The sequence below is a fragment of the Methylobacterium sp. CB376 genome (assembly GCF_029714205.1).
GTDB lineage: Bacteria > Pseudomonadota > Alphaproteobacteria > Rhizobiales > Beijerinckiaceae > Methylobacterium.
In genome coordinates this window covers 1,018,880-1,031,767 of sequence record NZ_CP121648.1, presented here as the reverse complement: position 1 = coordinate 1,031,767, position 12,888 = coordinate 1,018,880, and the positions used below count along the sequence as shown (strand labels likewise).

Here is a 12,888-nt window from a genome sequence, read left to right as displayed (position 1 = left end):
CGGACGGCGTCTGCCAAGCCCGCGCGGCGCTTGAGCGAAGCCCAAAGCCGCCATCCCGAAGGGATCGAGCGGCTTTGGGATGCCAAGCCCGCGCGGCGCGACGAACGAGAGGCCCGGCTCCGCCGGGCCTTTCTCGTTGGGCCCCCGCGGCCGGGACGAGTCCCGCGCCCGCCGGCCGCTTCTCCCCGGCCGTGCGCTGGCGCACAGCCGTCCCCCGACCTGCGTGGAACATCACCGGGATGCGGGACTTGCGGAGGCTCGCGCGGAGTTGTTGGGGACCGGTCCGACCGGAGAGATTGTGCGGGCATTTGCGGGCTTGGCAGGTTGGCCGTGATTCTGTATCGGACAACATCGGCTCTGCATCGCTCTGCTTGACGCATCGGGAGGGGCCACCGTGCTCGGCGTCCGTGGGTGTGATCGCAGATCACTCTTGCTTGAGGCAAAGCCATGGTCGCGTTCCCTCGTCGGAGCCCTTCCGGGTTCGGTCCGCTCGTCGCGCTCGCGCTGCTTCTCGGGTCCGGCGGGGCCCGCGCGCAGACCGTGACCGAGGACGACATCGTCCGCGCGCTGATGCCGCGGCCCCAGACCCGCAGCCTCACCCTGGTCGTGCCGGACCGCGGCGGGCGCGAGGAGCAGGTCTTCCTGGATTCCCTGCGCAACCGGTCGTCCCTGTCGGCGGCCGAGCGCGACCGGCTCGCCGCGCTCTCGTCCGACAAGCAGAGCATCGCCCTCGACATCCCCTTCGCGTACAATTCCTCGAAGATCGGCCACGGCGCGCTCGCGCAGGTGAGCGCGCTCGGCGCCAGCCTGGCCCGCCCGGAACTGCGCGACAGCACGATCCTCATCGTCGGCCACACGGACGGGAAGGGCAGCGACCGCGGCAACCAGCGGCTCTCGGAGCGGCGCGCCCGGGCGGTGAAGGACTACATCGTCCGGCATTACGGCGTGGCGGCCGGCAACCTGATCGGCGTCGGCTTCGGCAAGAGCCACCTGAAGGAGGCCGCCAACCCCTACGCGGCCGCCAATCGCCGCGTCACCGCCGTCAACATGTCGGCGCCGCAGGTCGCGAGCCGCAACTGAGACGGCGAGGCTCTCTCGCGCTCCTCCGGTCGCGCCGGAACTCGGCTGAAACCGCGATCATCCCGCGTTCAGGTGCGCGGGCGCACAGTCTTAGCCTAGCAGTAGGTCCAGAACGGAGGGGCCTTATCTTGCATCGGCGGGTTCGGAAGCCCATCTCGGGGCACGACGACCGAACGATCCTCGCCGAACCCGAGACGGATGGAGAGACTTGATGACGCTGCGTGCTGCCCCGGTCCTGTCGGCCCTCGCCCTGGTGGCGCCCCTCGCAGCGGCCCTGCCGGCCGAGGCCTCGCCGTGCCGGGGCCTGTCGCCCGAGGAATGCGCCTTCGTCCATCCCCGCGCGGAGCGCCGGATGCAGCTCGCCTTCGCGGACGAGGTCTTCGCTCCCTCCCCGGCGGCTCCCGCCGGATGGCGCGCGCTGGCGCCGGGCGTGCGGCCCTTCACGCGCTTCGACATCGAGGGCCTGCGCCTGATGACCCGGATGCCGTGAGCGCCCCCGGGCCGGACGGCCCAGAGGATCACGGCCCGGAGGATCTCAGCTCCCGAGCTTGAAATAGGCGACCGCGATCCCCGCCGGACGGGGATCGCGGTCGAGTTCGTCGCCGATCTGCCGGAAGAGCTGCTCGGCCCGGCCGTTGATCCCGGAGCGCACGCTCGTCAGCGGCTTCTGGCTGGTCACGACCACCACGAGCTGCGGCCGCGGCACGCCGCTCCCCTCCATCCGCAGCGAGAAGCGCAGGGTCTCGCCCGTCCGCTTGGCGGAGCGGCTGAGATTGGTCACCCGCCCGTCATCCGCCACGAGGAGCAGGTCGACCGCGCGGTCGCCGCGGGTCTCGACCGTGCCGACGAGGTCCTGCCCGCTGTGGAGCAGGTCCTGCGTGATGGTGATGCTCGCCGCGCGCGCGTCGCGCTGCGGGTAGTGGCGCGCCAGGAAGGCGACGACGGGGCACTGCGCCTCGCTCACCTGCCGCAGGGTGATCTGCGACTCGATCCCGAGCGCGTTCTTGAACGCCTGGTCGAAATCCCGGAAGGGCTGCGTCGAGCGCCCGAAGGCGTCGACCGTGATGTCGGGCGGCTGGGTCGTCACCGGCGTGATGAAGAAGCAGTCGCCCCCGTCGTACTTGCGGATGAAGCTCTCCACCTCCTCGGCGGTCGTGGTCACGGCCGGGGGCGGGGAGGGGCGGGGGCTCGCGCCGGGGGTCCCGGGGGGATGCGGGCGGCGCGTCCGGATCCTCGCCCGGGTCGGGCAGGGCGATGATCGGCGGCTTCGTGGCCGAGGGCGGCCGCGCGGGCTCGGCCCGCGAGGAGGGATCGGCCCGCGAGGAGGGCTCGGTCGGCGGGGCGGGCACGCTCGGCGTCACCACCGGCTCGGCCGGGCCGACCACCTGCGGCACCGGGGTGGTGAGCGGCGCCTCCGCCCGGCGCGCCGGCAGCACCGCGAAGGCGAGCGCCGCGAGGGCGGCGGTGGCGGCCACGCCCCCGCCCGCCGCGGCCAGCACCGCGACGGGCAGGCGCCGGGGGGCGGCCGGTTCGGCCGCGGCCAGCGCCGCCACCGCCGCCAAGTCGGCGGGCCGGTCCTTCGGGTTGGGCTGCAACATCGCCTGCAGCAGGCCGCGGATCGGCTCCTCGATCCCGGTCAGGTCCGGCACGCGCCGGCGCTTCTCGACCACGTCGACGTGGTTGCTGCCCATGTCGAGGGCGCGGCCGCGCGCCGCGTGCGCCATCAGCAGGCCGAGGCTGTAGATGTCCGATTGCGGGGTGACCTCGCCCCCGTAGAGCCCCAGCTGCTCGGGGGACACGTAGGCGTACTTGCCCGCGAAGCCCCCGCCGATCACCGTGCCGTCCGTGCTCGGCGCCCGGGCGATGCCGAAATCGATCAGCTTGGCGCGGGCCACGTTGCCGCCCGGCAGGATCACGTTGTCGGGCGAGACGTCCCGGTGGATGATCCCGAGCTCGTGCGCGGCCTGCAGCCCGGCCGCGAGCCGGCGCAGCAGCAGCCGCAGCGTCGGCCCGTCGAGGGGACCCTCCTTGAGCCGGTCGGAGAGCGACACGCCGTCCACGAACTCCATCGCCAGGTAGGGGAGTTCGAGCTTCGGGTCGATCGAGAACACGAAGTAGCGGACGATCGCCTCGTGGTGGAGGTTGTGCAGGGCCGAGGCCTCGCGCCGGAACAGGGCCAGCGCCGAGGCGTTGCGGGCGAGGTCCGGCTTGATCACCTTGATCGCCACCGCGTCGCCGGTGGCGAGCGCCTCGCCCCGGTAGACCTCGCCCATGCCGCCGGCCGCGATCAGGCTGCGGATCACGTAGATGTCGTTGAGGCGGGTGCCGGGCGCGATGAAGGACCGGGACTGCGGCGGGAGGAAGACCGTCTCCTCGCTCATGCGCGCGGGCCCTCCGGTGGGCGCGGCCCGGAGGCGGCGGGCGAGTCGGCCGGGGCGTCGGCGGGACGCCCGAGATAGCGCACGGCCACGACCGTGACGTTGTCGGCCGCGCCGCGGTGCAGGGTGAGGGCGAGGAGCGCGTCGCAGAGCCCCTGGGCGCTGCCGGATTCCGGGCCCGAGGCCGCCGCCAGGATCTCGCCGTCCTCCACGTGCCGCGTGAGCCCGTCCGAGCACAGGATGAACAGGTCGCCGGCCTCCAGCAGGCCGTGGTCGAGGTCGAGTTCGGGCTGGGCCTGCACGCCGATCGCCCGGGTGATCACGTTGCGCCGCGGCCAGGTCTGCGCCTCCTGCGGGGTGATCACCCCCCGCTCGACCAGGGACTGGATCTCGGTGTGGTCGCGCGAGAGCTGGGCCAGCACCCCGCCGCGCACCCGGTAGATCCGGCTGTCCCCCGACCACAGGCAGGCGAAGTGCGGCGCGTGGATCAGCAGCACCGCGACCGTGGTGCCGACGACGGCGCCGCGCGCCCGGGCAACCTTCTGGATGTCCGCGTTGGCGGCGGCGAGCCGCGCCTTCAGGGCGGTGAGCAGGTCCCCCGCCGAGGCTGCAGGCCCGACCGCGGCCAGGGCCTCCACCACCGCGGTGCTCGCCACCTCGCCGCCCGCGTGCCCGCCCATCCCGTCCGCCACCGCGAAGATCCCGCTCTCCGGCGCGAGCAGGAAACGGTCCTCGTTCAACTCGCGCACGCGCCCCGCATGGCAGGCCGAGCCCAGGTCCAGCGCGGCCCGGACTGGCCGCGGCGTCGGCTCGGTGGCGTCTGTCTTCATGGTCCGACCGGTCATGCGGGGGCGCCCGATGCGCGGACCGGCCTGAGCGGGACGGCGGCCGGTCCGGCCCCTGGAAAGCGCGCCCCCGTCACCCTGACCGAGGCGGGATCTTTCGGCAAGGGCTCGCCGGGCGCCGCCCCCAGGCCGCTGCGCCCCCGGCCCGACGCAGGAGTACCGAGGATTGGTGCGCGACGAGGTCTTGCAACGACTGTGGAGCGAAAATTTGAATCAGTGATACCTAGTCGTACCTGGCCCAGGCTATTGACGAAAAACTGATCCTGCGGCATAACCGCAACGTTGCAGGGGAATTCGGACATGCGCGGCAAGTTTACGGCCTCGATTCTCGCGCTCGCGGCGGTCTGCGCCGGCCATGCTGCCGTCGCCGGCCCGGCCTATACCGCCGAGGACATCGTCAAGAAGTTCGCGCCGGCCGATCCGCTGGGCAAGACCCGCGGGCTCTGCATCGGCACCCACAGCGAGTGCAACGCCGGCGTCGAAACCCGGGCGAGGCCGACCGGCAGCTTCGACCTGGTGGTGAATTTCGACTACAATTCCGACCAGTTGACCGGCGCCGCCAAGCAGAACCTCGACGAATTCGCCAAGGCGCTGCGCGACGACCGCCTGAGATCCTCGACCTTCCTGGTCGAGGGGCACACGGACGCGCGCGGCGGCGAGGAGTTCAACCTCGGCCTGTCGGGCCGCCGGGCCGACGCCGTGGTCCGGTACCTCTCCGGCCGCGGCGTCCTGGCCGCCCAGCTCACCGCCCGCGGCCTCGGCAAGTCCCGCCCGCTCACCGACAACCCGCTCGACCCGGCCAACCGCCGCGTCGAAACCCGCCTCGCCGTGGACTAGCGGCCACACCCGAGGCGGCGCGCGACGACGCCCCGGGCCCCCGCCCGGGGCGTCGTCGCGTCTCGGGCGGTGCGCGCCCGCACGCCCGGGCATCCCGCACCCAGGTAGAACCGAAGCGTCGGAAAGCTCCGATCGGGCGGCTCTTGCCAGGAGACTGGCGAAACCCGGTCCCGCATCCGTGCGAGACTTGCCCGTCCGGTGCCGGTTCTGGCGGATGACGCGAAGAAACTGGCGCTTGTCACGCCGATTCAGTGGTCGCATTGCGGAAGGAGGTCCCTCGTCCGGCCGATCGGAATCGGTCGTGCGCGACCGTTAAACTTGTCAGACCGCGGCGGAGGTCTTAAGCTTCCGCGGCTGGATTGTGATTGCTGAGCAGTTCTCTGAGGACGGCATGCGTGCGTTGTGGATTGTCGGCATCGTGCTCGCGTTCAGCGCGTGCCAGGCGATTCAACCTGTCTTCGCCCAAAGCAGAGCGGGCGACCGGATCGCTCTGGTGATCGGCAACGCGCAGTACCCGGACAGCGACACGGCCCTCACGACCCCGGTCGCGGATGCCAGGGCCGTGGCGGCGGTCCTTCAGCAGAAGGGCTACGCCGTGGACGTCGGCGAGAACATGGCGAAGGTCGCCCTGCAGGGCGCGCTCGGGCGCTTCTACGACAAGATCAAGGCGGGCTCGACCGCGCTCCTCTACTTCAGCGGGTATGGGATCCAATCGAACAAGCAGAATTACCTGATACCGGTCGATGCCCAGATCTGGACCGAGCCGGATCTGCGGCGGGACGGCTTCAACGTCGAGGGCATCCTGAGCGAGATGCAGAAGCGCGGCGCGGACCTGAAGGTGGTGATCCTGGACGCGGCCAACCGCAACCCGTTCGAGCGGCGCTTCCGCAGCTTCGCCAACGGGCTCGCGGCGACGGCCGAGGCTCCCCCGAACGCGCTCGTCTTCTACTCGACCCAGCCCGGCCAGATGCTGCGCCAGGCGACGGGCGCCCGCAGCCCCTTCGCCGAGGAACTGGTCCGGCAGCTCGGCCAGAGCGACGGGATCAGCCGCGCGGTGTTCGACCGGACCCGCTCCGCCCTGGCGGCGGGCCAGGGCGGGCAGACCCCCTGGATCTACTCGAGCCTGCGGGAGGGGGCCCTCGCGAAGGACACCCCGCCGCCCAAAGACCTTTCTGCCAAGGACCTTTCTGCCAAGGACCACTCTCCCAAGGACTTCCCTGCCAAGGACTTCCCTGCCAAGGAGGGTCAGACCCCGAAGGAGAGCCCGACCTGGGTGGATCCGCAGCAGGCCGGGAGGAGGCCCCCGCGCGAGGAGGCGCCGCCCGGGCCGGTGGCCGGCCGACCGCCCGAGACGCCGCGGGAGCCGCAGGCCGACCCGTCCGCCGAGTTCGCCGCCGCCCGAAAGGCCGGGACCCGGGAGGCGATGGAGCGCTTCGCGGACAAGTTCCAGGGCACCGCCTGGGGCGAGCGCGGCCGGGCCGAGCTGAAGCGGTTCGAGGAGCAGGCCAAGGTCGCCGCCCCGAAGGTGCCCCAGACCCCGCTGCCCTACACCCGCGAGGACGAGCGCCTGCGGGCCGAGCTCAACAAGGCCCTGGAGCGCAACCCAGCCGACGGGTCCGCCCTCTACCGGCGCGGCCAGCTCTACGCGATCCACCGCGAGTACGCGCTCGCGCTGGCGGACTTTGACGAGGTGATCCGCCTCAACCCACAGGACGTTGAGGCGCTCAATAACCGCTGCTGGGTGCGCGCGATGGTTGATGAACTCGACCGGGCACTGCGCGACTGCAACGAGGCGCTGAAGCTCAGACCCAATTTCCCGGACGCTCTCGACAGTCGTGGACTGGTCAACCTCAAGATAGGACTTCCCGGTCTCGCCATCCGCGATTACGATGCCGCGTTGAAGGGCAATGGTAAGCAGGCCTCGTCCCTGTACGGCCGCGGGATGGCGCGGGTTCGGACCGGCGAGACGGAGGAGGGGAAGAGCGACATCAACGATGCGCTCCGGATGGATCCGGGCCTCGAGAGAGAGTTCGCCCAATACGGAATCCGTTGAGGCCGCCCACGCGCCGCGCGGCCGGCCTCGACGCGAGCGGAAAGACGGCGTCACTCGGTCCTGATGACCGGGCAGCGACCGGCATACGAACGAAGAACGTCTGGCACTGGACTGAGATCGTTTTGAGGAGCATCACGATGACTGGATCTGCTAACACGTTCTCGCGGCGCCTGAGCCGCGCCGCGCTCCTTGCCGGATTGCTGACCCTCGGCTCGGCGGCCGGCGCCCTCGCCCAGAAGGCCCCGAGCGAGGCCGACATCGCCAAGGCCCTGATCGGGGCACCCGCCGAGGCGCCGGTCGCGACCGGGCCGACCCGCAGCCTCTCGACCAGCGTCCGCGGCGAGGCGGCGAGCGCCGGCGCCCTCGGCGAGGACCGCAGCTTCCTGGATTCGCTGCGCAACCGCGCCTCGCTGACCCCGAGCGAGCGCAGCAAGCTCGCGGCGGTCTCGGCCGACAAGCCGAGCATCGACCTCGAGATCCCCTTCGACTACAACTCCGCCAAGATCGGCCCGAAGGCCCTGCCCATGGTCAAGAGCCTGGGCGCCGCCCTCGCCCGGCAGGAACTCAAGGGCAACACCTTCCTGATCGTCGGACACACCGACGGCAAGGGCAAGGACCAGGCGAACCAGGCCCTGTCCGAGCGCCGCGCCCAGGCCGTGAAGGACTACATCGTCCAGAATTACGGCGTGCCCGCCACCAACCTCGTCAGCGTCGGCTACGGCAAGACGCAGCTCAAGGACGCGGCGAACCCGAACGCCCCGGTCAACCGCCGCGTGACGACGGTCAACATGTCGGGCGTGAAGTCGGCCTCGCGCTACTGAGATGGGGCCGGCCAAAGCCGGCCCGCCCGGTTTCGGCCGGCCCGCCCGGCCGCGGCCGGGCCCTCACCCCGCGGCGCGGGCCCCGTCCTCCCGGACGGGCCCGCCTCCCGCCCCCGAACCGCGTACGATTCTGGCGAGGCCGATGCGAGGCCGATGGATGCGTCCTGACCGCGATACGGCCCTCCGCCCGCGCCCCGCGCGCGCCCCGGAGGCGCTCGGCCGCGCCGCCCTCCTGACGCTCGCCCTGATCGGCCCGCCCGGGCTGGCCCGGGCCGAGGACGCCCCGACCGACACGGTGCGGGCGCGGCGGGCCTGCTTCTCCGACAACGTGCGGGTGACCGGCTACCTGATGCCCCGGCGCCCCGCCTACGTGAGCATCAACATCGAGGGCTACCGGGTCTCGGACGTGCTGGTGCAGGAGGGCGACCCCGTCTCGGCCGGCCAGGAACTGGCCCGGGTCGCCAAGATCGGGGCGGACGATTCGGTCGCCCAGATGCTGGCCCCGTCGAACCTCGCCAAGCTCCCCAACTCGATCTCCCTGAAGGCCTCCGCGGCCGGCACCGTCACGCGCAGCACCGCCAAGGTGGGGCAGCTCGTCAGCCCCCAGATGGACCCGCTGTTCCAGATCGCCCTCGACCGCGATCTCGACCTGATGGTGCAGGTGCCGAGCCTCTACATCTCGAAGATCCGGGCCGGGGCGGAGAGCCGGATCCTGATCGGCAACGACCTCGCGCTGCGGGGCGAGGTGCGGATGGCGGCGACCGACGTCGACCCGGCGACCCAGTTCGGCCGGGCCTTCGTGTCGGTTCCGGCCCACGCGGACCTGCGCCCGGGCATGTTCGCCCGCGCCCTGATCGACACGGCGCGCAGCTGCGGGATCGCCGTGCCCCGCGCCGCCATCCTGCGCCGCAGCGACACGACGAGCGTCCAGGTGGTGCGCGGCGGCCGGATCGAGACCCGCCGCGTCGTCGTCGGCTCCTCCTCGGAGGACGACGTCGAGATCCGCAGCGGCGTCGGAGAGGGCGACACCGTGGTGGCCAAGGCCGGCACGGCCTTCTGAACCGGGAGCGGAGGAGGCGTCGATGCAACACCAACCGAGGCGAGCGCCGTAAGTGTCCCTGAACGTCTCCTCCTGGGCGATCCGCAAGCCGCTCCCCTCGATCCTGATCTCGCTGATCCTGCTCATCCTGGGCTGGATGAGCTTCGGGAAGCTCCCGATCACGCGGCTGCCCTCGGCCGACATCCCGATCATCTCGGTGGCGGTGGCGCAGTTCGGCGCGGCCCCGGCGGAGCTGGAGGCGCAGGTCACCAAGACCATCGAGGACGGGGTCTCGGGCGTCGAGGGCGTGCGCCACATCGCGTCCCTCGTCACCGACGGCGTCTCGGTGACGACGGTCCAGTTCCGCCTGGAGACCAACACCGACCGGGCGCTCAACGACGTCAAGGACGCGATCACCCGCATCCAGGCCGACCTGCCGCGCTCGGCGGAGGCGCCGCTGATCCAGCGCGTCGACGTGGTCGGCCTGCCGATCGTCACCTACGCGGCGGTCGCCCCCGACAAGACGCCCGAGCAGCTCTCCTACTTCGTCGACACGGTGGTCAAGCGCCGCCTGCAGAGCATCCGCGGCGTCGCGCAGGTCGAGACGATCGGCGGCTCCGAGCGCGAGATCCTGGTCTCCCTCGATCCCGACCGGCTCCAGGCCTACGGGCTCACCGCCGTCGACGTGAGCCGCCGGCTGCGCGGCATCAACGTGGACGTGGCGGGCGGGCGCACCCAGCTCGGCGGGCGCGACTTCGCGATCCGGGCCCTCGCGGGCGCGCGCAGCCTCGACGAGCTCAAGGGCACCATGATCCCGCTCGCCTCGGGCGGGCAGATCCGGCTGCAGGATCTCGGCGTCGTCACCGACACGGTGGCGGACCGGCGCACCTTCGCGAGCCTCGACGCCAAGCCGGTCGTCGCCATCGGCATCAAGCGCGCCAAGGGCGCGAGCGACGTCGTCGTGGCCAAGGCCGTCCAGGCCAAGGTCGACCAGATCCAGGCCGAGTACCCGGACGTCAAGCTCTCGCTGATCGACACGTCGGTCGACTACACGCTCGGCAACTACGAGGCCGCGATCAAGACGCTGTTCGAGGGCGCGGCGCTCGCGGTCATCGTGGTGTTCCTGTTCCTGCGCGACCTGCGCACGACGGTGATCGTGGCGGTGTCGCTGCCGCTGTCGATCTTCCCGGCCTTCTGGGCGATGGACCTGCTCGGCTTCTCGCTCAACCTCGTGAGCTTCCTCGCCGTCACGCTCTCGACCGGCATCCTGGTCGACGATTCGATCGTCGAGATCGAGAACATCGTGCGCCACATCCGGATGGGCAAGTCGCCCTTCCAGGCGGCGATCGACGCGGCCGACGAGATCGGGCTCGCGGTGATCGCGATCAGCCTCACCATCGTGGCGATCTTCGCGCCGGCGAGCTTCATGGGCGGCATCGCGGGCCAGTTCTTCAAGCAGTTCGGCATCACCATCGCGGTGCAGGTGCTGTTCTCGCTGCTCGCGGCCCGCTTCGTGACGCCGATGCTGGCCGCCTACATCATGAAGCCGCACGTCCACGAGGAGAAGCCGCCGGGCCGGATCGAGCGCGCCTATGTCTGGCTGGTCTCGAAATCGGTGCGCTTCTACGGGCTCACCGTGATCCTCGGCATCGCGATCTTCGCGGCCTCGATCCTCAGCATGAAGCTCCTGTCGCAGGGCTTCCTGCCGGCCCAGGACACCGCCCGCTCGCTGCTCTCGATCGAGCTGCCCCCGGGCAGCCAGGCCTCGGACACGCAGCGCGTCACCGACGTGATCGTCAAGGACCTGCGCCAGATCCCGGAGGTGAAGAGCATCTTCGTCGATGGCGGGCGCATCGCGGGCGGCACGATCGAGGTCCGGCGCGCCTCGCTCATCCTCAACTACACCAACAAGACCCACCGCACGATCACCCAGCGCCAGCTGGAGCAGCAGGTCGAGGCGCGGCTGAGGCAGATCCCGGACATCCGCTACTGGTTCGTGGACGAGAACGGCCTGCGGGCGATCTCACTCGTGGTCAACGGCCAGGACAGCAGCACGGTGGCGAGCGTGGCCAACGAGCTCGCCAACCAGATGCGCCGCCTGCCGGCCGTGGCCAACGTGATCTCGGGCGCGACCCTGAACCGGCCGGAGCTGCGCATCCGCCCGCGCATGGACCTCGCCGCCCGGCTCGGCATCACGGCCGACACGCTCTCCGAGACGATCCGCGTCGCCACGATCGGCGACGTGGGGCCGGCGCTGGCCAAGTTCGACGCGGGCGACCGCCTCGTGCCGGTGCGGGTCCAGCTCGACGACAGCGCCCGGCTGAACTGGCAGATCGTGGAGCAGCTGCGCATCCCGACCCCGGCCGCGAAGGGCGGGGTGCCGCTCTCGGCGGTGGCGGATCTCGGCTTCCAGGACGGGCCGGCCAACATCTCCCGCTACGACCGCGAGCGCCAGGCGACCGTGGCGGCGGACCTCGTCGGGGACGCGGCCCTCGGCGACGTGCTGGCCGCGATCAATCAGCTGCCGGTGATGAGGAACCTGCCGAAGGGGGTGCAGGTCAACCAGTCGGGCGACGCCGAGAACCTCGCCGAATTGTCGGACGGCTTCGCCGAGGTGATGCGGGCGGGCCTGCTCATGGTCTACGCCGTGCTGGTGATGCTGTTCGGGTCCTTCCTGCACCCGATCACCATCCTGTTCTCGCTGCCGCTCTCCCTGGGCGGCGCCGTGGTGGCGCTGCTCGTCACCGGCAAGCAGCTCACGACCCCGGTCTGGATCGGCATCCTGATGCTGATGGGCATCGTGACCAAGAACGCGATCATGCTGGTGGAATTCGCGATCGAGTCGATGCGCCACGGCATGTCGCGCAATGAGGCGATCATCGATGCGGGCCGCAAGCGCGCGCGGCCGATCATCATGACGACGATCGCCATGGTGGCCGGCATGGTCCCGAGCGCGCTGGCGATCGGGGCGGGCGGCGAGTTCCGGGCACCGATGGCGATCGCGGTGATCGGCGGCCTGCTCTTCTCGACGGTCCTGTCGCTGATCTTCGTGCCGGCGGTGTTCTGCCTCGTCTGCGTGATCTCGGACCTGCCGAAGAATGCGGCGGCGCGCCTGCGCGCCCGGGCAGCGAAGCCCGCCCCCGCCCAGGCGGCGGCCCCGCCCCCGCACGGCGGCATGGCGAGCCCGGCGGCCCCGGGGAGTGAGCTCGCCTCGACCGGAGTGACGCGGCAGCGGCCGGTACGGGCCGGAACGGTGGCCCGCGCGGGTCCCTCCTCAGGTTTGCCGCGAGGAGCCGCCCTGTCCGCCCGACGACGGCGCATTCGGCCCCGTGGCCGGGCGAAGGGGCGGGGAGGCGGGGGACGGGTGGCTTGCGCCGAGGGAGCGTTGACGCCGCCTTTGCGGACGTAGCTCTCGGTCAGCGGAGCACTCCGGGGTAGCGAGTAGCCGCCCTCAGCCTTCAGGTTCGTGAACGATTTATCCGGCATCCTGACTCGCCTCCGTGTTCGGGATCGGAAACTCGATATGGATATTTTCCGCTTTTCGCGCTAGGTAGAGCAACGGAACGTCGTATTGCTTATTGCCCTCGAAATCATACACCGACACATCTCGCAGTACAATCTCTCTGATTTCTCCGCTTTCCGAGAATGTATTAACGTATCCGGATTAGCCTAGCTTCTGCTCGAAGTCGCGCCAATTTATAAATCCGACTGATTTCGATCGACTGTTGAATGTAAAGTCCCATACGTCCTCATCGCCATATCGCTTGGTGGCTCGAATGAATTGCAGGAAGCGTGCCATGATTTTGTAATTCGAGGCATAAAGCCAGGCTATTCC

General features: G+C 70.8%; 10 protein-coding genes. 7 read left to right on the top strand and 3 right to left on the bottom strand.

Annotation, left to right across the window (positions count from 1 at the left end; genetic code table 11):
• The first annotated feature begins 447 nt into the window (after positions 1-447).
• Together QA634_RS04565 and QA634_RS04560 are read left to right on the top strand one after the other, a co-directional pair.
• Positions 448-1,080, top strand: coding sequence for an OmpA family protein (locus QA634_RS04565; RefSeq protein WP_012330881.1), 633 nt, complete (start codon positions 448-450; stop codon positions 1,078-1,080).
• Between the two features lie 211 nt (positions 1,081-1,291).
• Positions 1,292-1,570, top strand: a complete 279-nt coding sequence (locus QA634_RS04560) for a hypothetical protein (RefSeq protein WP_012330880.1) — start codon at positions 1,292-1,294, stop codon at positions 1,568-1,570.
• Positions 1,571-1,615: 45 nt separating this feature from the next.
• Here QA634_RS04560 and QA634_RS04555 read toward each other — a convergent pair whose 3' ends face one another.
• Genes QA634_RS04555 through QA634_RS04545 form a run of 3 tightly spaced genes read right to left on the bottom strand, consistent with a single transcriptional unit; the run spans position 1,616 to position 4,288 of the window.
• Positions 1,616-1,861: a hypothetical protein gene (locus QA634_RS04555; RefSeq protein WP_283027279.1), complete on the bottom strand. Its 246-nt coding sequence runs from the start codon at positions 1,859-1,861 to the stop codon at positions 1,616-1,618.
• Between the two features lie 7 nt (positions 1,862-1,868).
• Positions 1,869-3,461 (bottom strand): serine/threonine-protein kinase, encoded by a 1,593-nt coding sequence (locus QA634_RS04550; RefSeq protein ID WP_283027278.1) that lies wholly within the window; start codon positions 3,459-3,461, stop codon positions 1,869-1,871.
• Positions 3,458-4,288, bottom strand: coding sequence for a PP2C family protein-serine/threonine phosphatase (locus QA634_RS04545; RefSeq protein WP_012330878.1), 831 nt, complete (start codon positions 4,286-4,288; stop codon positions 3,458-3,460). The genes QA634_RS04550 and QA634_RS04545 overlap by 4 nt, the downstream gene beginning before the upstream one ends.
• Before the next feature lie 315 nt (positions 4,289-4,603).
• Here QA634_RS04545 and QA634_RS04540 point away from each other — a divergent pair, with 315 nt between their 5' ends.
• The 5 genes from QA634_RS04540 to QA634_RS04520 all read left to right on the top strand — a co-directional run bounded on the left by QA634_RS04540 (position 4,604) and on the right by QA634_RS04520 (position 12,462).
• Positions 4,604-5,140 (top strand): OmpA family protein, encoded by a 537-nt coding sequence (locus QA634_RS04540; protein ID WP_012330877.1) that lies wholly within the window; start codon positions 4,604-4,606, stop codon positions 5,138-5,140.
• A 493-nt stretch (positions 5,141-5,633) separates the two neighbouring features.
• Positions 5,634-7,193: a caspase family protein gene (locus QA634_RS04535; protein WP_150108570.1), complete on the top strand. Its 1,560-nt coding sequence runs from the start codon at positions 5,634-5,636 to the stop codon at positions 7,191-7,193.
• Positions 7,194-7,330: 137 nt separating this feature from the next.
• Positions 7,331-8,014 carry an OmpA family protein gene (locus tag QA634_RS04530; protein WP_012330875.1) on the top strand — a complete coding sequence of 228 codons (684 nt, stop codon included), beginning with the start codon at positions 7,331-7,333 and terminating at the stop codon, positions 8,012-8,014.
• Positions 8,015-8,171: 157 nt separating this feature from the next.
• Complete coding sequence (locus QA634_RS04525) at positions 8,172-9,074, top strand: efflux RND transporter periplasmic adaptor subunit (protein WP_012330874.1); 903 nt, start codon at positions 8,172-8,174, stop codon at positions 9,072-9,074.
• A gap of 52 nt (positions 9,075-9,126) precedes the next feature.
• Entirely contained in the window at positions 9,127-12,462 is a 3,336-nt protein-coding gene (locus QA634_RS04520; RefSeq protein ID WP_283027276.1) for an efflux RND transporter permease subunit, read from the top strand.
• Positions 12,463-12,888: the final 426 nt, after the last annotated feature.

Coding starts and splice junctions, on each gene's coding strand:
- QA634_RS04565 (WP_012330881.1), top strand. CDS start 448: ATGGTCGCGTTCCCTCGTCGGAGCCCTTCCGGGTTCGGTCCGCTCGTC.
- QA634_RS04560 (WP_012330880.1), top strand. CDS start 1,292: ATGACGCTGCGTGCTGCCCCGGTCCTGTCGGCCCTCGCCCTGGTGGCG.
- QA634_RS04550 (WP_283027278.1), bottom strand. CDS start 3,461: ATGAGCGAGGAGACGGTCTTCCTCCCGCCGCAGTCCCGGTCCTTCATC.
- QA634_RS04545 (WP_012330878.1), bottom strand. CDS start 4,288: ATGAAGACAGACGCCACCGAGCCGACGCCGCGGCCAGTCCGGGCCGCG.
- QA634_RS04540 (WP_012330877.1), top strand. CDS start 4,604: ATGCGCGGCAAGTTTACGGCCTCGATTCTCGCGCTCGCGGCGGTCTGC.
- QA634_RS04530 (WP_012330875.1), top strand. CDS start 7,331: ATGACTGGATCTGCTAACACGTTCTCGCGGCGCCTGAGCCGCGCCGCG.
- QA634_RS04525 (WP_012330874.1), top strand. CDS start 8,172: ATGCGTCCTGACCGCGATACGGCCCTCCGCCCGCGCCCCGCGCGCGCC.